This window comes from Campylobacter novaezeelandiae (genome assembly GCF_004323845.1).
GTDB classification, from domain to species: Bacteria; Campylobacterota; Campylobacteria; order Campylobacterales; family Campylobacteraceae; genus Campylobacter_D; species Campylobacter_D novaezeelandiae.
In genome coordinates this window covers 125,391-145,093 of sequence record NZ_QPGR01000003.1, presented here as the reverse complement: position 1 = coordinate 145,093, position 19,703 = coordinate 125,391, and the positions used below count along the sequence as shown (strand labels likewise).

18 protein-coding genes are annotated in these 19,703 nt (G+C 27.8%); 11 read left to right on the top strand and 7 right to left on the bottom strand.

Annotated elements, in window-relative coordinates; translation table 11 throughout:
• The first annotated feature begins 87 nt into the window (after positions 1–87).
• The 4 genes from DU473_RS02910 to DU473_RS02895 all read left to right on the top strand — a co-directional run bounded on the left by DU473_RS02910 (position 88) and on the right by DU473_RS02895 (position 7,307).
• Complete coding sequence (locus DU473_RS02910; protein WP_131186488.1) at positions 88–1,188, top strand: efflux RND transporter periplasmic adaptor subunit; 1,101 nt, start codon at positions 88–90, stop codon at positions 1,186–1,188.
• Positions 1,188–4,304: an efflux RND transporter permease subunit gene (locus tag DU473_RS02905; protein WP_131186487.1), complete on the top strand. Its 3,117-nt coding sequence runs from the start codon at positions 1,188–1,190 to the stop codon at positions 4,302–4,304. The genes DU473_RS02910 and DU473_RS02905 overlap by 1 nt, the downstream gene beginning before the upstream one ends.
• Positions 4,301–5,755: a multidrug efflux transporter outer membrane subunit CmeC gene (cmeC, locus tag DU473_RS02900; protein WP_131186486.1), complete on the top strand. Its 1,455-nt coding sequence runs from the start codon at positions 4,301–4,303 to the stop codon at positions 5,753–5,755. The genes DU473_RS02905 and cmeC overlap by 4 nt, the downstream gene beginning before the upstream one ends.
• Positions 5,756–5,963: 208 nt before the next feature.
• A complete protein-coding gene (locus DU473_RS02895) occupies positions 5,964–7,307 on the top strand; it encodes a coproporphyrinogen III oxidase family protein (RefSeq protein ID WP_131163818.1) in 1,344 nt (447 codons plus the stop codon).
• A gap of 2 nt (positions 7,308–7,309) precedes the next feature.
• On the opposite strand, the gene hemJ is transcribed toward DU473_RS02895, so the two are convergent.
• The 4 genes from hemJ to DU473_RS02875 form a co-directional block, all read right to left on the bottom strand.
• Positions 7,310–7,762, bottom strand: a complete 453-nt coding sequence (hemJ, locus tag DU473_RS02890; RefSeq protein ID WP_131163817.1) for a protoporphyrinogen oxidase HemJ — start codon at positions 7,760–7,762, stop codon at positions 7,310–7,312.
• Entirely contained in the window at positions 7,759–8,220 is a 462-nt protein-coding gene (gene lspA, locus DU473_RS02885; RefSeq protein ID WP_131186485.1) for a signal peptidase II, read from the bottom strand. The genes hemJ and lspA overlap by 4 nt, the downstream gene beginning before the upstream one ends.
• A complete protein-coding gene (glmM, locus tag DU473_RS02880; RefSeq protein ID WP_131163815.1) occupies positions 8,213–9,550 on the bottom strand; it encodes a phosphoglucosamine mutase in 1,338 nt (445 codons plus the stop codon). Before glmM ends, lspA begins: the two co-directional genes overlap by 8 nt.
• 90 nt (positions 9,551–9,640) lie before the next feature.
• Positions 9,641–10,675: a cytochrome-c peroxidase gene (locus tag DU473_RS02875; protein WP_131163814.1), complete on the bottom strand. Its 1,035-nt coding sequence runs from the start codon at positions 10,673–10,675 to the stop codon at positions 9,641–9,643.
• A 169-nt stretch (positions 10,676–10,844) separates the two neighbouring features.
• Between DU473_RS02875 and plsY the strand changes: the two genes are divergently transcribed.
• From plsY to DU473_RS02850, 5 genes are all read left to right on the top strand, one after another.
• On the top strand, positions 10,845–11,456 hold the full coding sequence (gene plsY / locus DU473_RS02870) for a glycerol-3-phosphate 1-O-acyltransferase PlsY (protein ID WP_131163813.1): 612 nt from the start codon (positions 10,845–10,847) through the stop codon (positions 11,454–11,456).
• A complete protein-coding gene (locus tag DU473_RS02865; protein WP_131163812.1) occupies positions 11,441–11,761 on the top strand; it encodes a dihydroneopterin aldolase in 321 nt (106 codons plus the stop codon). Before plsY ends, DU473_RS02865 begins: the two co-directional genes overlap by 16 nt.
• 78 nt (positions 11,762–11,839) lie before the next feature.
• A complete protein-coding gene (gene hsrA / locus DU473_RS02860) occupies positions 11,840–12,511 on the top strand; it encodes a homeostatic response regulator transcription factor HsrA (protein ID WP_131163811.1) in 672 nt (223 codons plus the stop codon).
• 111 nt (positions 12,512–12,622) lie between these two features.
• Positions 12,623–12,868, top strand: coding sequence for a YfhL family 4Fe-4S dicluster ferredoxin (locus DU473_RS02855; protein WP_131163810.1), 246 nt, complete (start codon positions 12,623–12,625; stop codon positions 12,866–12,868).
• On the top strand, positions 12,868–14,322 hold the full coding sequence (locus tag DU473_RS02850; protein WP_131163809.1) for a Ppx/GppA phosphatase family protein: 1,455 nt from the start codon (positions 12,868–12,870) through the stop codon (positions 14,320–14,322). Before DU473_RS02855 ends, DU473_RS02850 begins: the two co-directional genes overlap by 1 nt.
• Here DU473_RS02850 and DU473_RS02845 read toward each other — a convergent pair.
• The 3 genes from DU473_RS02845 to DU473_RS02835 are packed head-to-tail and all read right to left on the bottom strand — an operon-like array spanning position 14,310 to position 15,839.
• Entirely contained in the window at positions 14,310–15,110 is an 801-nt protein-coding gene (locus DU473_RS02845) for a hypothetical protein (RefSeq protein ID WP_131163808.1), read from the bottom strand. The genes DU473_RS02850 and DU473_RS02845 overlap by 13 nt on opposite strands.
• Positions 15,110–15,418 (bottom strand): flagellar motor switch protein FliN, encoded by a 309-nt coding sequence (gene fliN, locus DU473_RS02840; RefSeq protein WP_131163807.1) that lies wholly within the window; start codon positions 15,416–15,418, stop codon positions 15,110–15,112. The genes DU473_RS02845 and fliN overlap by 1 nt, the downstream gene beginning before the upstream one ends.
• A complete protein-coding gene (locus tag DU473_RS02835; protein ID WP_131163806.1) occupies positions 15,411–15,839 on the bottom strand; it encodes a chemotaxis protein CheX in 429 nt (142 codons plus the stop codon). The genes fliN and DU473_RS02835 overlap by 8 nt, the downstream gene beginning before the upstream one ends.
• Before the next feature lie 160 nt (positions 15,840–15,999).
• Between DU473_RS02835 and DU473_RS02830 the strand changes: the two genes are divergently transcribed.
• Together DU473_RS02830 and uvrA are read left to right on the top strand one after the other, a co-directional pair.
• Positions 16,000–16,785, top strand: a complete 786-nt coding sequence (locus tag DU473_RS02830; RefSeq protein ID WP_131163805.1) for a sulfite exporter TauE/SafE family protein — start codon at positions 16,000–16,002, stop codon at positions 16,783–16,785.
• A gap of 82 nt (positions 16,786–16,867) precedes the next feature.
• On the top strand, positions 16,868–19,690 hold the full coding sequence (gene uvrA, locus DU473_RS02825; RefSeq protein ID WP_131163804.1) for an excinuclease ABC subunit UvrA: 2,823 nt from the start codon (positions 16,868–16,870) through the stop codon (positions 19,688–19,690).
• The last annotated feature ends 13 nt before the right edge of the window (positions 19,691–19,703 follow it).

The following is a 19,703-nucleotide window of genomic DNA, read 5'->3' as shown; positions in this document are numbered from 1 at the left end:
AATTTAATTAATTTTAGGTTAAAAATCAAAAGTTATAATAAAGATTTTGATTTAAAAAGTTATAAAAATATATAAAAAGGTAAATTAATGATTTTTAAAAAGAATATTTTTCTAATTTTAAGTATTGCAATTTTTATTAGCGCTTGTGATCAAAAAGAAACCCCAAAAATGGTTATGCCAGCACAGCCTGTAAGCACTATGAGTGCTAAAGGCGAAGACTTACCTTTAACATTTACTTATCCTGCAAAATTAGTAAGTGATTATGATGTAATCATAAAACCTCAAGTAAGCGGGATTATAATTGAAAAATACTTTAAAGCTGGAGATCTTGTCAAAAAAGGTCAAAAACTTTTTTTAATAGAACCTGACAAATTTGAAGCAAATGTAAATTCAGCTTATGGAAAAGCTTTAACAGCAAAAGCAAATTTTAATAATGCTTCAAAAGAGTATGAAAGAAATAAAATTTTATTTGAAAAGAAAGCTATTTCACAAAAAGAATACGATACTTCTTTAGCAAATTTTGATAGTGCAAAAGCCAATTTGATAAGTGCTAGAGCAGATTTAGCTAATGCTAGAATTGATTTAAATCACACTAAAATTGTTGCTCCATTTGATGGTGTCATAGGCGATGCGTTAATTAATATAGGGGATTTTGTAAGCGCAAGCACTACTGAACTTGTTCGTATTACAAACCTTAATCCTATTTATGCTGATTTTTATATCTCCGATACAGATAAGCTTAATCTTAATCGCAATATAAAAACAGGTAAATGGGAACTTGATAACATTCACGCCACTTTAAATATAAATGGAGAGACCAAACAAGGAAAATTATATTTTATTGATTCTGTAATTGATTCTAAAAGCGGAAGCGTAAAAGCTAAAGCTATTTTTGATAATAACAACTCTAGTTTACTTCCAGGATCTTTTGCAAATATTACATCTGAAGGTTTTATCCAAAAAAATGGCTACAAAATTCCTCAAAGTGCTATAATGCAAAATCAAAATGAAGTCTATGTATATACTGTAGTTAACAATAAAGTAACCAAAACCCCAGTTAATATAAGCTATCAAGACAACAAGTATGCTATTATCAGCTCAGGGCTTAAAGATAATGATAAGATCATTTTGGATAATTTCAAAAAAATTCGCATTGGCTCTGATGTTCAAGAAATTGGGAGTAAATAATGTTTTCTAAATTCTTTATAGAAAGACCTATATTTGCTTCTGTAGTTGCTATCATAATCTCAATTGCTGGAGCTATTGGCTTAGTAAATTTACCCGTGGAGCAATATCCTTCTTTAACTCCACCAACTGTTCAAGTAAGTGCCACTTATACAGGAGCAGATGCCCAAACCATTGCTTCAACAGTTGCAACACCTATTGAGGATGCTATTAATGGTGTTGATAATATGATTTATATGGATTCTACAAGCTCACCGGGACAAATGAGACTAACTGTTTATTTTAATATAGGAACCGATCCAGATCAAGCAACAGTTGATGTAAATAATAGAATCTCAGCAGCAACAGCAAAACTTCCAGAAGCGGTTAAAAAACTTGGAGTAACCGTAAGAAAATCATCTTCTACTATACTTGAAGTAGTTTCCATATACTCAGAAGATGGCTCGATGAATGATATAGATATCTATAACTATACTTCTTTAAATATTTTAGATGAGTTAAAAAGAATTCCTGGAGTTGGCGACGCCTCTGCAATAGGAAATAAAAATTACTCTATGAGAATTTGGTTAAAGCCAGATTTATTAAATAAATTTGGTGTTACTGCAAATGATGTTATAAGTGCTATTAATGAACAAAACGCTCAATACGCTACAGGAAAAATCGGGGAAGAACCTGTTGTTAATAAATCACCTCAAGTCCTTTCTATCACTATGCAAGGAAGACTTCAAACTCCGCAAGAATTTGAAAACATTATTTTAAGAGTTAATGAAGATAATTCTTTTTTAAGAATTAAAGATATCGCTAAAGTAGAAATTGGAGCAGAACAATATAATTCGACAGGTCGCTTAAATACAAGCGCGGCTGTGCCAATTATTGTCAACTTGCAATCAGGAGCTAATGCCGTAAATACTGCAAAACTTATTGATGAAAAAATGCAAGAGCTTTCTAAAAATTTTCCAGAAGGATTAAAATATAAAATTCCTTATGATACAACTATATTTGTTAAAGCCTCTATCAAAGAGGTTATTAAAACTTTTGTTGAAGCTTTAGTATTAGTTCTTATTGTAATGTATCTTTTCTTAAAAAATTTCAGATCGACTATTATTCCTATGATAGCGGTTCCTGTTTCTTTATTGGGAACTTTTGCTGTACTTTATGTTTTAGGTTTTAGTATCAATCTTTTAACACTTTTTGCCCTTGTTTTAGCTATTGGTATTGTTGTAGATGATGCTATTATTGTTGTTGAAAATATTGATAGAATTTTACATGAAGATCCTAATATTTCAGTTAAAGATGCAGCAATTCAAGCTATGAATGAAGTAAGTTCACCTGTTATTTCTATCGTTCTTGTATTGTGCGCTGTTTTTATACCTGTTTCGTTTATTTCAGGCTTTGTAGGAGAAATTCAAAGGCAATTTGCTCTCACCTTAGCAATTTCCGTTGCTATCTCAGGATTTGTAGCACTTACACTTACTCCTTCTTTATCTGCTTTATTTTTAACAAGAAACGAAAGCAAACCTTTTTATTTTGTTCAAAAATTTAATGATTTTTTTGATTGGAGCACTTCTATATTTAGTAGTGGCGTTGCTTATATACTTAAAAGAACAATTCGCTTTTTACTTCTTTTTTGTATCATGATAGGTTCAATTATATATCTTTATAAAATTGTTCCTAATTCTTTAGTTCCTTCTGAGGATCAAGGCGTTATTATGAGCATTATCAATCTTCCTTCTGGATCATCTATACATAGAACTATTGATGAAATTGATACAATCAGTAAAAATGTTACCCAAATGGAAGAAATTGAATCAAGCGTATCCCTTATAGGATATGATTTATTTACAAGTTCCTTAAAAGAAAATGCCGCAGCAATATTTTTTAAACTCAAAGATTGGAGCCAAAGAGAAGCAAGCTCTGATCAAATCATTGCACAACTATTTAAACAATATGCAGCAGATAGAAATGCATTAAGTTATTTTTTAAATCCACCTCCTATTCCAGGTCTTAGTTTAACTGGTGGATTTGAAATGTATGCCCAAAATAAAAGTGGAAAAAACTATGATGCCATACAACAAGATATAAATAAAATGCTTGAGCTTGCAAGAACAAGAAAAGAACTTGCCAATGTAAGAACTACTCTTGATACAAGTTTTCCTCAATATAAACTTCTTATTGATAGAGATAAGATGAAATATTATAATCTTAATATGCAAGATGTCTTTAATACAATTAGTGCAACTATAGGAACTTATTATGTTAACGATTTTCCTATGTTGGGTAAAAATTTCCAAGTAAATATTAGAGCTTTAGGAGACTTTAGAAATACTCAAGATGCATTAAAAAATATCTATGTCAGATCAAGTGATAATAAAATGATTCCTTTAAATTCGTTTTTAACTCTTGTAAGAAGTGCAGGACCTGATGATGTAAAAAGATTTAATCTCTTTCCAGCAGCTTTAATTCAAGGAGATCCAGCTCCAGGATACACTTCAGGACAAGCCATTGATGCTATTTCTGAAGTAGCAAAACAAAGCTTAGGTGATGAATACTCTATTGCTTGGTCAGGATCTGCTTATCAAGAAGTAAGTTCTAAAGGAACCGCTGGTTATGCTTTTGTCTTGGGTATGGTTTTTGTATTTTTAATCCTAGCAGCACAATATGAAAGATGGCTTATGCCACTTGCTGTTATTACAGCAGTTCCTTTTGCAGTTTTTGGCTCCTTTTTGCTTGTAGCTCTTAGAGGGTTTGATAACGATATATACTTTCAAACAGGACTTTTGCTTTTGATAGGTCTTTCTGCTAAAAATGCAATTTTAATTATAGAATTTGCAATGGAAGAACGCTTGAAAAAAGGAAAAAGTGTTTTTGAAGCAGCTATTAATGCGGCGAAATTAAGATTTAGACCTATTGTTATGACATCACTAGCTTTTACTTTTGGTGTTTTGCCAATGATTTTTGCTAGTGGTGCAGGAAGTGCTTCAAGACATGCTCTAGGAACTGGGCTTGTAGGCGGAATGATTGCCGCTTCAACATTAGCAATATTTTTTGTCCCATTATTTTTCTATCTTTTAGAAAACGTTAGTATTTGGATAGATAAAAAAAGAGGTAAAATAAAATGAATAAATTAATATATCTTTTTATATTATTTTTTCTTAGCGCTTGCTCTTTAAGCCCTAATTTAAAAATACCTGAAGCAAATTACACTATTAATGATAAACAATTAAATAGTGTAAAAGATAACAATATTTCAAAACAATGGTGGAAAGAATTTGATGATGAAAATCTAAATAAGCTTATAGATTTAGCTCTTAAAAACAATAATGATTTAAAACTAGCTTTTATTCATATGGAACAAGCTTCAGCTCAATTAGGTATAGATTTTAGCAGCCTATTGCCAAAACTAGACGGTAGCGCTAATGCAAACCGTGTAAAAACCTCCACAAATGCTCCTAGCAATCAAACCGGTAAAGTTTATTATAGTAATGATTTTAAGATGGGACTAAATTTAAGTTATGAAATCGATTTTTGGGGCAAATATCGTGACACATACCGTGCTTCCAAATCAGGTTTTAAAGCAAGTGAATATGATTATGAAGCAGCAAGACTTTCTGTCATTTCAAGTACTGCTCAAGCTTATTTTAATTTTACAAATGCATATGAAAACGAAAATGCCCTTAAAGACGCTTATGATTCTGCAGAAGAAATTTATAGAATAAATGATGAAAAATTTCAAGCAGGTGCAGTAGGAGAATACGAACTTTCTCAAGCAAAAGCTAATTTAGAGAATATAGCTTTGCAATATAATGAAGCAAAATTAAATAAAGAAAATTACTTAAAAGCTTTAAAAATTTTAACTTCAAATGATTTAAATGATATACTTTACAAAGATCAAGCTTATCAAACTTTTAATCTTAAAGAATTTAATATACCAACTGGAATTTCAAGTACAATTTTACTCCAAAGACCTGATATTGGCTCTTCTTTGGAAAAACTCATTCAACAAAACTATCTTGTTGGAGTAGCTCGCACAGCATTTTTACCAAGCCTTTCTCTAACAGGATTGTTGGGATTTGAAAGTAAAGATTTAGATACTCTTATAAAAGGAGGATCTAAGACTTGGAATATAGGTGGAAATTTTACAATGCCTATTTTTCATTGGGGAGAAATCTATCAAAATATTAATTTAACAAAACTCAATAAAGATGAAGCTTTTATAAATTATCAAAATACTTTAATCACTGCTTTTGGAGAAATTCGCTATGCATTAGCAGCTAGAAAAACCATACGTTTACAATATGATAATGCACAATCAAGCGAACACTCTTATAAAAGAATTTATGAAATTTCCAAAGAACGCTATGATATAGGTGAAATGTCTTTACAAGATTATCTAGAAGCTCGTCAAAACTGGCTCAACGCAAAAATTGCTTTTAATAATACTAAATATTCTTATGCTAATTCTATAGTAAATGTTATTAAAGCTTTTGGAGGAGGTTTTGAGCAAAGTGAAAATATGAGTAAAAATATAGAGAAAGATTCACAAAATTTAGATATGTCTTTTAGAGAATAGTTTTATTCTCTAAAATTTTGAATTTACAATTCTACAAATAGATATTTAGTTTTAAAAAATAATTTTAGAAATATTTTATCAAAACAAGGATAGAATTAAAATCTTTTTATTTAATAATACTTTTTTTGATTAAGAAAGAATAATTTACTGCTAATTAAAAAAAATTTGTTAAATTTTTATTTAATATTTTAGTATTTATAGGAATAATATGAACTTTTTTCAAAATCTTGCTTTAAAATATTCTCATAATATGATGGAAAAATCTTTAAGACAAGGTTTTAATGTCGAACTTTTAAAAACACCGAAAAAAAAGGTTCCACAAGATGGAAAACAATATATGCTATACATGCACATACCATTTTGCCATACTTTTTGTCCTTACTGTAGCTTTCATAAATATTATTATAATGAAAATTTAGCTAAATCTTATTTTGAAAATTTACGAAACGAAATTCAAATTATAAAAGATCAAGGTTTTGATTTCACTTCTTTATACGTTGGAGGAGGAACAACACTCATCAATGAAGAAGAACTTTTAAAAACCTTAGAACTTTGTAAAAAACTTTTCTCTATCAAAGAAATCTCTTGCGAGAGTGATCCAAATCATATAAAAGCTGAAAAATTAACTTTATTTAAAGGTCTTATAGATCGCTTAAGTTGTGGAATACAAAGTTTTGACAATGATATATTAAAAAAAATATCAAGATATAATAAATTTGGATCTTCAGAAGAACTTCAAGAAAAAATATCTAAAGCTTTAGGAATTTTACCTATTTTTAGTATAGATTTAATTTTTAATTTTCCAGGACAGACCAAAGATCAACTTTTAAATGATCTACAAATTGCAAAAAATTTAGCACCTCAACAAATTACAACCTATCCTTTAATGAAATCAAATCTTACCAAAGATAATATTGCTAAAAGTTTAGGTGTAAGCTTTAAAGATAATGAATTTGAATTCTATCAAATAATACGAGAATATTTAAAAAGTTATACTCAAAATAATAGTTGGTCTTTTTCTTTGGAAAAAAATTCCTTAAATGATGAATATGTAAGCTCTCATCATGAATACTTAGGTATAGGCAGTGGAGCATTTAGTTTTCTAGAGGGCGAACTTTTAATCAATGCTTTTAATTTAAATGATTATGCAAGACTTATCAAAGAAGAACGAAATGCTAATATTGCAAAAGCTTATTTTAATAAAAAAGAAATTATAAAATACGTTTTTCTAACAGAAATTTTTGCAGGAAAAATTGAAATAAATAAATTTAATAAAACATTAAATTGTAATCTTGAAAAAGATCTTTTTGTAGAGCTTTTAGGATTAAAATTGAGTAAAGCTATTTACAAAGAAAATGATTCTTTTTATAGTACTGATTTTGGTAAATATCTTTTTGTTGTTTTAATGAAAGATTTTTACACTGGAATGGATCTTGTACGTGCAGTCTTTAGAGATGATAAACGATTAAAAAATAAAAATTTTATTGATGTAATGAAAGAGAATGTAGATCCCTTAAATTCCATTGATATGGAATTTAAATCAGGGCAATAAAATTAAAAAGGACGTAAAACTATCATCCATGCAATTATAATAAACATAATGGTTGGAAATTCATTATAAATTCTAAAATACTTTCCACTTTTTTTAGAGGTGCCATTTGCTAAAGCTTTTAGACAAAAATAATTATGTATATGAAAAATGATTAAAAGAGTTACACAAGTAAGCTTTACATGCATATATCCAGAACCAACCATTAAAACTTCTTTATGAGCATGCAACATTAAGCTTCCGCTAATTAAAGTTACTATCATAGCAGGGGTTTGAATAGCAAAATAAAGTTTTCTCTCCTGAATTTTCACAACTTCAACAAAACCTTGATTTTGATTATTCTCAGCATGATATACAAAAAGCCTTGGCAAGTAAAAAAGACCAGCCATCCAAGAAACAAATGCTAAATAATGCACCCATTTTATCCAAAGATAATATTCATTAATCCATTCTGTCATTTTCTTCCTTCTTTCTTTATAAAAATTTCTTGTATTAAAATTAAAAATACTCCTAAATTAATCATTACATCTGCTATATTAAAAATAGCAAATTCAAACCATTTATGCCAAAAAAACATATCAACAACGCCTCCGTGAACAAAACGGTCAAATAAATTTGAACTTCCTGCGCCTAGTATCATACCAAAGGCAATAAGATGTTTTTTTAAAAAAATTTTCTGATTAAAAAGATAAATAAATAAAATAATAATAACAATAAGATGTATATATTTAAGATAATGCTCTAAAAAACTAAACATAGAAAAGGCTACGCCGGTATTTAAAGCAAAAGTAAGATCTAAATATTCGCTTTGATAGCGTAGTCCATTTAAAATTAAATATTTAAACCATTGATCAAAAATAAAAACTACAACAAAACTAAACCAAAATAAAATTTGGTATTTTATTTTATCAATCATTTAATGCTTTCTTAAAAAATGCAACAACATTTTTCATTTCTTTTTCTAAAATTTTTCCCTCTTTAGCTTCTAAAAGCAAGCGTATAAGATTTTCAGTGCCAGAATATCTAAATAAAGCATTAATATTTTTATTTTTTAATTCCTTAATAAGCTCTTTTAAGCCTTTTATTTTTTCTAAATCTTTTTTCTCTGAAATTTTTAAATTTACTAAAAGCTGCGGATAGGGTTTTATCTGTCCTAAAATCACACTAGCAGCTTTTTTCTTAGTAAGCATTAAAGCACTAAATTGCAAAGCTGCAATAAGCCCATCTCCTGTTTTGGCATAATCACTAAAGATAATATGTCCACTTTGTTCTCCGCCAAAATTTCCTTTCAATTCTTTTAGTTTTTCAAGAACAAATTTATCTCCAACATTACAAGTTTGAAAATCTATACCATTTTTGTTTAAAAATTCTTTCAAGGCTCCATTACTCATTGAAGTTGCAACTACACTTGATTTTAATTTATTTTGCTCTTTAAGATATAAGGCCAAAACTCCCAATAAACTATCACCATTAGCTACCTCGCCTTTTTCATCAACCACAACTAAACGATCAGCATCTCCATCAAAAGCAAAACCCACATCAGCTCTTAATCTTTTTACTTCATCAGCCAAATTGAAAGGATGCAATGCTCCGCAATTTTCATTTATATTTAAACCATTTGGCTTATCATTAATCACAATAACTTCAGCACCAAGCTCCTTAAATACAGTTGGAGCAACCTTATAAGAAGCTCCATTAGCAACATCTAAAATAACACGTAATGATTTTAAAGTTAAATTTTTAGGAAAAGAATTTTTAATAGAAACGATATAGCGACCAATTACATCATCAATCCTTTTAGCTTGACCTATCTCACCCATAGTAACTCTTGCATTTTCGATTAAATCATTATTAAAATATATCTCTTCTATTTTCTTTTCCGCTTCTTCATTTAGTTTATTACCATATGAATCAAAAAATTTAATACCGTTATCATAGTAAGGATTATGAGAAGCTGAAATCATTATTCCTGCATCACAGCGCATATCCTCAGTTAAAAAAGCTATAGCAGGTGTTGGCATAGGTCCAATTTGTATTACATTATATCCTATAGAAGTAAGACCAGAAACTATAGCATTTTCAATCATATAACCACTTCTTCTAGTATCTTTCCCTACTAAAATATTGTTAGTAAGACTTTTATCTTTAAAATAAATTCCAGCAGCCATTGCTAAACGCATTGCTAAAAATGAATCTAAAAAACTTCCTGCTTTTCCTCTAACGCCATCTGTTCCAAAAAGTTCCATTTTAAACCTTAACAATAAAATTTAAAATAATTATAACAAATCGAAAATTAAGAATATTAAATAAAAACCCTTATAAAAAGGGTTTTTTAATTAAAGTTGTGGTTTTGGAGTTTTACCAGTAGAAACTGGAAATTGAGGATAAGTAATTTTTGGTTTTTCACCTGTTAAAGAATGTAAAAACATTTCTATACTTTTTGCTTCTTGATCTGTGATTTTAATTCCAAGTTGAACACTACCCATTTCCTTTATAGCATCTTGCAACGACCAAATAGCCCCATTATGAAAATAAGGAGCAGTTTCTGCTATATTTCTTAAGGTTGGAGTTTTAACCATACCATTAGCATCACCTTTAAAATCTCCAATGTCTGCAAATTTATATTTAGCAGCAACTTGGAAAGGTTGCATACTTCCGCCTAAATTTACACCTGTATGACATGCAACACAGCCTTTATCAAGGAACAATTTAAGACCTTTCTTTTCTTTATCATTTAAAGCATTTTCATCTCCATCTAAAAATTTATCAAAACGAGAAGGAGTAATAAGAGTTCTTTCAAAATTTGCAATCGCATCAGCAATATTGTCAAAATTTACACCACTTTTTCCATAAATCTTTTTAAACTCTTCTACATACTCAGGCAAAGAAGAAATTTTTTCTACAGCAAGTTTCGAAGGAGTTGCCATTTCAGCTTCTGATTCAATAGGTCCTTTAGCTTGATCAGCTAGAGTTTTAGCTCTACCATCCCAAAACTGAGTTGTATTTAAAACAGAATTATAAACAGTTGGAGAATTTAAATGATGAGGATTAGCAGTCCATCTATGTCCAATAGCAGTGGAAACACCATCTGTCCCACCTAGACCTAAATTATGACAAGTATTACAAGAAATTATACTACTTTTAGAAAGTCTAGGATCAAAATAAAGTTTTTTACCAAGCTCTGATTTTTCTATACTAAATGGACTTGCTTTAACGCCATTTTGTTTTAAAATATCATCAACTTCTTTTTGATTTTTTGGTAAAGAAGCCAGACCTGATTGCTTAGCCTCATCAACTAAACTTAAAGCACCTAAATTCGCAGAATAAAAAACACCACAAACTAAAATAATAAATGGTAATTTAATTTTCATTAAAAACTCCTTGATCTTTTTAAATAAAAACAAAATATTAATCTTTTAATACTTAATTAATAATAAAAATTACTAAAAAAAATTAATAATTAATTAATAGTATTTTTATCTTATTTGATTTGTTTATTTTTTTTATTTATAATTTTAAAAATAAATTTTTAAGGCTTATATGGAAAATCTAATTATTTATCTAATTTCTTATCTTTTAGGATCAATTCCGTTTGGTTTTGTTCTTGCTAAATTATTTGCTAATGTCAACATCAAAGAACAAGGTTCAAAAAGCATAGGTGCAACTAATGTCTTAAGAGTAGTAAAAAAGAATAATCCTAAATTAGCAAAAAAATTAGCAATTATAACCATTATTTTAGATTTTTCTAAATCTGCACTATTGCTTTTAGCATTAAAAGCTTTAAATTATGACATAGGACTACTTTGGAGTGTTGCTGTTTTAACGGTATTTGGACACTGTTTTTCAATTTACTTATTTTTTGAAGGTGGGAAAGGAGTTGCTACTGGAGCTGGTGCTATGATGGTGCTTTTGCCTTTAGAAACTTTGACTGCCTTAGCTGTTTGGTTGATTATAGGAAAGATATTTAAAATATCATCTTTAGCTTCTTTATTAGCTTTGTTAAGTTTTATAGGAAGTTCTTTTATATACCACTATAATATGCCAGAAATTCAAACTCATGCACCTGTATTTATTATTACTTTTATTATATTTTATAAACATTTACCAAATATTAAAAGACTGTTTTTAAAAGAAGAATGCAAGATTATATAATAAATATTAAAACAGAATTTAAATGTATTATTGGCGTTTTGGCTTTTGAACGTAAAAAAAAACAAAAGGTGATAGTAAAATTAAAAGCAAAATCTCATGAATTTTTAGATTATTCTATACTTACAAAAAAAATAAAAAAATATTATAAAAAAAATAAATTCTATACTATAGAAGAATCTTTAGAATTTGTAAGCGCTAAACTAAAAGAAAAAATTCCAGCTTTAATTTTTTTAAAAATTTCTGTTTTTAAGCCTAAAATCATTAAAAAAACCAAAGCTGGAGTAATTTTTAAAAAAAAATATTAATATTTTTTTAAGTTATTTGAATATTTACTTAAGCTATGTTATAATTTTTTAAATTTTTCTTATGAGAAGGATAATATAATGAGAATTTTAGTAATAGAAGATGAAATAAATTTAAATAAAAGTATTATAGATAATCTTAATAGCTTTGGTTATCAAACTGACTCTTCTGAAAATTTTAAAGACGGAGAATATTTTATTGGAATTAGACATTATGACTTAGTTTTAGCAAGCTGGAATCTTCCAGATGGAGATGGAGCTGATCTTATAAATATCATAAAACAAAAATCCCCAAGAACTTCAATTATTATTATGTCTTCAAAAACAGATAAAGAGACTGAAATTAAAGTTTTAAAAGCAGGTGCGGATGATTTTGTTAAGAAAAATATAGATTTTGATATATTAATGGCAAGAATTGAAGCAAGATTAAGACTTGGTGGAACTAATGTAATAAAAATTGAAGAATTAACCATAGATCCTGATGAAGAAAAGATAACTTATAAGGGGCAAGACATAGAGCTTAAAGGAAAACCTTTTGAAGTTTTAACTCATTTAGCTAGACATTCAGATCAAATTGTTTCTAAAGAGCAATTGCTTGATGCTATCTGGGAAGAACCTGAACTTGTTACACCAAATGTAATTGAAGTAGCAATTAATCAAATTCGTCAAAAAATGGATAAACCATTAAATATTTCTACTATCGAAACTGTACGTCGTAGAGGATATCGTTTTTGTTTTCCTAAAAAATCTTAATTTTTTGCATAATGGCAAAAAATTTCTTAATTTTATTACTTAAAATTTTATATTATATTTAAGTTTTATTATTGTATAAAACAAAAAATATATCTGAAAGGTGCAATTAAAATGTCTCTTTTAATAACCAAAGATTGCGTTTGTTGTGATGCTTGTAGAGAAGAATGTCCTGATAATGCTATCTATGAAAATAGCCCTATCTATGTTATAGATCCTGATCTTTGTTCAGAATGTGTAAATGATTTTTCAGAGCCAGCTTGTATCGTTGCTTGTCCTTATGAATGTATTATTCCAGATCCAGATAATGTTGAAAGTATAGAAGAATTACGTCTAAAAAATAAACGTAGAGAGCATTAATGGCCAAAAGGACTGCTGTTGTTGATTTGGGTTCTAATTCAATTAGAATGGTTATTTTCGAAAAAACTTCACGATATGGATTTTATACTACTCATGAATTTAAAAGAAAAGTCCGTTTAGGAGAGAATTCCTATAATAATAAAAAAATTTTACAAAAAGAAGCTATGCAAAGAGCTGAAGAAACTTTAAGTTTTTTTAAACAATGCGCACTCAAAAATAAATGTAAGAAAATTTTTATAGTCGGCACTTCTGCTCTAAGAGACGCCCCTAATTCAAAAGAGTTTATAAAAAGAATAAAAAATAAACTTCAATTAAACATCCGTTGTATTGATGGAAAAAATGAATCCTATTTAGGAGGGTTAGCTGCCTTAAATTTATTAAGCACTTTTAAAGATGGAACAACCTTAGATATAGGCGGGGGTTCAAGTGAGCTTTGTTTAATTAAAAATAGAAAAATTATTGACTGCATTTCACTTGATATAGGAACAGTTAGACTAAAAGAGCTTTTTAATAAAAATACAAAAAAATTAGATGAATTTTTGGAATCTACCTTAAAACTTATTCCCGAAACATTTTGTAATAGTAATCTTATAGCCATTGGAGGAAGTTTAAGAGCCATTTCAAGTTCTATTATGCAAAAAAATTCTTATCCCTTAAAGAATTTACATGATTTTAGATACAATTTTGAAGATGAAAAAGATTATATCTTTAAAATTTTAAATACTGATATTAATTCTCTCATTGATTTTGGTATTAAAAAAGATCGTTTTGATACCATTAAAGAAGGCGCTTTGATTTTTTTAAAAATTGCTCAAAAAATCAAAGCTAAACAAATTATAACAAGTGGTGTTGGGATTAGAGAAGGTATATATTTACAAGATCTATTAAGACCATTAAAATATTTTCCAAATAATTTTAATCCTAGTCTAAAATCTTTACAAGATAGATTTTTAACCAATAACACCAAAAGCAAAACATCACAGTATGCTTTGCAAATTTTTGATACACTCAAAGAATCGCATAATCTTAACATATACTATAAAAATATCTTAATAGTTGCTTCAAAACTTTGTCATATTGGAGAATATTTGAATTTTTATTTTGCAAACGAGCATTCAGCAAATTTTATCTTAGGTGGTTTAAACTATGGCTTTTCGCATAAAGAAAAAGTTCTCATTGCTACCATTATTAAATTAAATGGAAAAAAAGCTATTCCATATAATTTAGAACATTTTAAACAGCTTTTGCCAAATTCTCAAATTATAACTTGGCTAGGATTTATGTTAACGCTTGCAAAAACATTAAGTTTTAGTGAAGAAAAAATTAATTTTTCTTTTTATAAAGATACACTTTATATTTACAATGAAAATCAAAAACTTAATTTATCTAAAGATGAAATCAAAAAGATTACCAAACCTAGTAATATAAATATAAGCATAAATCAAATGCCTTGATTATTTTTTCTTTTCTCATTAATTAAATTTTGAATTTTTCTCTTATTTTCTTCAAAAAAAGAATTAAAATTTTTATCATTGGAATCTTTTTGTATCTTATCATCTGAAATTTCAGTACTTTCTAAAAGAAGATTGGATTGTCCTATAATCATTACATAGCGTTTTAAATTATATTCTAAAATCATAAATTGGTTATTTCTATCCAAAGGTTTTTGAAAAATAATACTAAAATTTTTTATATTTACATTTTTTCTATTAAGCATATTTTTTTTCAACCATAAAAGAGCAATCAATAAAACTATCAAAACCAATATAATTAAAATATAATTGGTATAATTATATTCTTGTGGCATATTTTCTTTAGTTTTAAAGAGATTTTCAGAACTTAAATTTGGTTTTGGTGATAATCCTTCAGTATTAGTATTGCTTTGATTTAAAGGGGTAATTCTGACTCTAATTCCAAATTTATCATTAATAGAGCTAACATTTAAATTGATTTCTTCTTTATTATGAAACATAATATATGTTTTATTATTTTTTGAACTAATTACGATTTTATCCATAAATTTAGACTGAAGATTTTTTACTTCATTTTTAGAATATTTAAGATCATTAAAAATAAGTTCTAATATTTTTTTTTCTTTTCTTTGAGAAATATTACCCTTATAAACGCTATCAAAAGAAAGCATCAAATCAACTCTATCATTTCTATTATAAATGTTATAATCAGTTAAATTAGTAGCAACCAGTGGAATTAAAAAACAAAAAAAGATAAATAAAATTCTCATTAAATTTCTTTTTTAAAATATTGTAAAACAGTTTTAGAATCTAAAATCTCATTTATCCTTATGGCAAGATTTTTCTCATATACCATAACTTCACCTTTTCCAAAAATTCTTTTATTAATATAAAGTTCAACACTTTCTCCTGCTGGTTTTTCAAGATCTATAACAGAACCTACTTCTAGTTTTAAAAGCTCATTAACACTCATATTAGTTGTTCCAAGCTCGCTAACAAAATCAACCGTAATATCTAAAATATCTTCATAAGAATGAAGCAAGCCATGATAGTTACCAAATTCAATTTCATCATTCATGATTATTAAAACCTATTTTAAAATAATGATTATTTAATTTATATACTAAAAATTCATCAAGTTTAACGCTTGAAGGATTAGTTTTTCCAAGATATTTTGGAATTCCAAGCTTATATTCATCTTTTCCCAATGCATCGTTGAGTGATTTTTTCATATGTCCTATAATTTGATTAGTGCATTCTTTAGTAAGATCTTGCCAATCATTTTCATTTAAATCTTCATCTGGCATTAATATATTAGCAATTTCTTTTAAAATTGGTTGAGAAAAAAATAAATAAAAAATATTTTCTATTTCATGCTTTTTAATAGAAATAGAAGTTGCATAAAATTCATCTTTTCTTATATTTTTCATTTTTTTAATATGCATTTTTAAAATATGATTATAAAAATGAGTAGTTGAATGCCCAAGAATATCTAACATAATCTATACCTCAAAAATAAATTTATCTTTAATTATAATACAAAAAATATTTAAAATTCTTAATTATTGTTAAAGAATTTATTTTAATTTTATAAAAAAAATATTTTAATTTGTATATATAAATATTATTTCATTAAATGTAAAAATGTAGGATATTACAATGGATTTTATGGATTTGCCTTATTTTATTATAGGAATTATATCAGGAATGGCTTCTGGACTTTTTGGTATAGGCGGCGGAATGATAATAGTTCCTACTATGTTAATTTTAGGAGCAAGTTCTCATTCTGCTATTGGAATTTCAGTTTTACAAATGATTTTTGCTGCAATTTTTGGTTCTTATTTAAATTACAAGAAAAAGAATTTAAATTTAAAAGATGGAATTTATATAGGTTTAGGAGGTCTTTTAGGCGCAAGTTTTAGTGGAATACTTTTAAAATACTTAAGTGATGTTAGTTTAACATCTATATTTTTAGGTGTAAGTTGTATTTCTTTTATAAAATATGCTTTTGGGATTAAAGAAAATGTCATTCAAAACAATAAAAGTGCCTTACAAAAAAATATAATTTTATTTATAGCTGGAGCTTTTACAGGAATTTTTGCCATTTCTTTAGGTATTGGAGGAGGATTATTAATTGCTCCAATTTTGGCTTATTTTTTAGGGTATGATAGTAAAAAAGTTGTTTCCTTATCTTTATTTTTTGTAATATTTGCTTCAATCTCTGGAATTATCTCTTTTTCAAATTCAAATATAATCGATAATGAAGTGATTCACAAAGGTATAATAGTAGGAATTGCTTCAATGATAGGAGTTTTTATAGGTATTAAAATAATAGAAAAAATGAAAATTTCATCTCACCGCAAAATCTTACTTTGCATTTATGCCTTATCTATACTAGCAACTACACATTCTTTACTTAAAAAACTCGGTATTATAGTTTTTTAAGTAAAATTAAATGCAATACAAAAACTCTAAAGTTTTATTTTTATGCTAGAATTCTAAATTTAATTAGTTTTTAGGAAAAAAAATGAATGACATGATAAAAATCATAGGGGCAAAAGAAAACAATCTTAAAAATATTAATCTTGAAATTCCAAAAAATAAACTTATAGTATTCACAGGTCTTTCAGGATCTGGTAAATCTACTTTAGCTTTTGGAACTCTCTACGCTGAAGGACAGCGTCGCTATATAGAAAGTTTAAGTGCTTATGCAAGACAATTTTTAGATAAAGTGGGAAAACCTGATGTTGATAAAATTGAAGGATTGACTCCTGCTATCGCAATTGATCAAAAAACAACCTCTAAAAATCCGCGCTCTACTGTTGGAACTATTACTGAAATTTATGATTATTTAAGACTTTTATATGCAAGAATTGGGATACAACATTGCCATCAATGTGGTAAAAAAATAAGCTCAATGAATACAGAAGATATTATCTCAGAAATTTTAAAATTTCCTAAAGGAGCAAAAATTATTCTTTATGCTCCTTTAGTTAGAGAGAAAAAAGGAACCTATGCAGATTTACTTGAGAATTTACGCAATAAAGGTTATATAAGAGCACAAATTGATGGAGTTTTGGTGCGCTTAGATGAAGATATAGAGCTTTCAAAAACAAAAAAACATACTATTAAACTTGTAATTGATAGATTAGAAATTCAAGAAGATTTACTTTCACGTCTTGCAAGTGATATTGAAAAAGGATTAGAAGAAAGTTTTGGAGAAATAGAATTAGAAGTTTTAAACAATGAAGAATTAGGTTTAAATAAACATTATCATTATAGTATTCATTCTGCTTGTTTTGATTGTAAAATTTCTTTTATGCCACTTGAGCCTTTAAGCTTTTCTTTCAATTCTCCAAAAGGAGCTTGCGAAGCTTGTGATGGCTTAGGAATTCGCTATACTCTGGATATGAAAAAAATTATTGATGAGAATTTAAGCATTGAAAATGGGGCTGTTAAAACAATGTATGGCTTTAACAAAAGCTATTATTATAAATTTTTAATTGCCTTTTGTGAACAAAATGAAATTCCTACTAAAATTCCTTTTTTTGAACTTAATGAAGAACAAAAACGTCTTGTCTTATATGGCAATGCAAAAACTATAGATTTTTTCTGGAAAAGAAACCGCTTAAAACGAACTTTTGAAGGTGTAATCAAAATAGCTTATGACATTTTAAAAGATGATAAAGATTTAAATGAATACATGAGTGAAAAAATTTGCAAAGATTGCAATGCTCATCGTTTAAAGCCAGAAAGCTTAGCTGTAAAAGTAGCCAATAAAGGATTGGGAGAAATTTTGGATATGAGTATAGAAAACTCAAGTGCATTTTTTTCAAAAGAAAGTAATTTTGATTATCTAAATACCCAACAAAAACTCATAGCAAAGCCTATACTTAAAGAAATCAATGAAAGATTATTTTTTCTTTTTGATGTAGGTCTTGGCTACCTTTCTTTAGGGCGTGATGCTAGAACAATTAGCGGTGGGGAAGCTCAAAGAATACGTATTGCATCACAAATTGGAAGTGGTTTAAGTGGAGTAATGTATGTTTTAGATGAACCAAGTATTGGACTTCATGAAAGAGACACAGCAAAACTCATCAAAACTTTAAGAAATTTACAGCAAAAAGGAAATACACTTATTGTTGTAGAACACGATAAAATGACGATCGAAGAGGCTGATTTTATAGTTGATATTGGCCCAAAAGCTGGAAAATTTGGCGGAGAAGTTGTTTTTAGCGGAACCTATAAAGAACTTTTAAAAAGTAAAAGTGAAACAGCTCTTTATATGAATAGAAAAAAACAAATTTCTTGGCAAAAAAATAGAAAACAAGAACATTATCTTGAGGTTAAAAATGTAAATATCAATAATATATCAAATTTAAATGCCAAATTTCCCTTACAAAATCTTGTAGCTATTACAGGTGTTTCTGGTAGTGGAAAAAGTTCTCTTATATTGCAAACTTTGCTTCCATTTGCACAAGAATCTTTAAATCATGCTAAAAAAGTAAAAAAATTAGGCGGGGTTGAAATAGAAGGTTTAGAACAGCTTGATAAAGTTATCTATCTTGATCAAAGTCCTATTGGACGTACTCCAAGATCTAATCCCGCTACCTATACAGGAGTTATGGATGAAATTCGCAATCTTTTTGCAGCTACCAAAGAAGCCAAAGTCAGAGGTTACAAAGCTGGAAGATTTTCATTTAATGTAAAAGGTGGAAGGTGTGAAAAATGTAGCGGAGATGGAGAAATTAAAATAGAAATGCACTTTTTACCTGATGTGATGGTTATTTGTGATACCTGCAATGGAAAACGTTATAATGAAGCTACTTTAGAAATCAAATATAAAGATAAAAATATTTCAGATATTTTAAAGATGAGTGTTTTAGAAGCATATGAATTTTTTAGCTCTGTGCCTAAAATTCGCCAAAAACTTGAAACTTTAGTTAAGGTGGGGCTTAATTATCTTACTTTAGGACAAAACGCCACAACCCTAAGTGGAGGAGAAGCTCAAAGAATCAAACTTGCTAAAGAATTAAGCAGAAGTGACACAGGCAAAACTCTTTATATTCTAGATGAGCCTACCACAGGACTTCATTTTGAAGATGTTAATAAACTTATTTGTGTTTTACAGCATTTAGTGGATCTAAAAAATTCAGTTTTTGTAATTGAGCATAATTTAGATGTAATTAAAAATGCTGATTATATTATAGATATGGGACCAGAAGGCGGAGTTAAAGGAGGTAAGATTATAGCAAGTGGTAATGTAGAAAAAGTAGCAAAAGAACATAAAAAAACAGGTTCTTATACAGGATATTATTTAAATTTAGAACTCAAGAGTGCTAAAAATTAATTTAAAATAATTA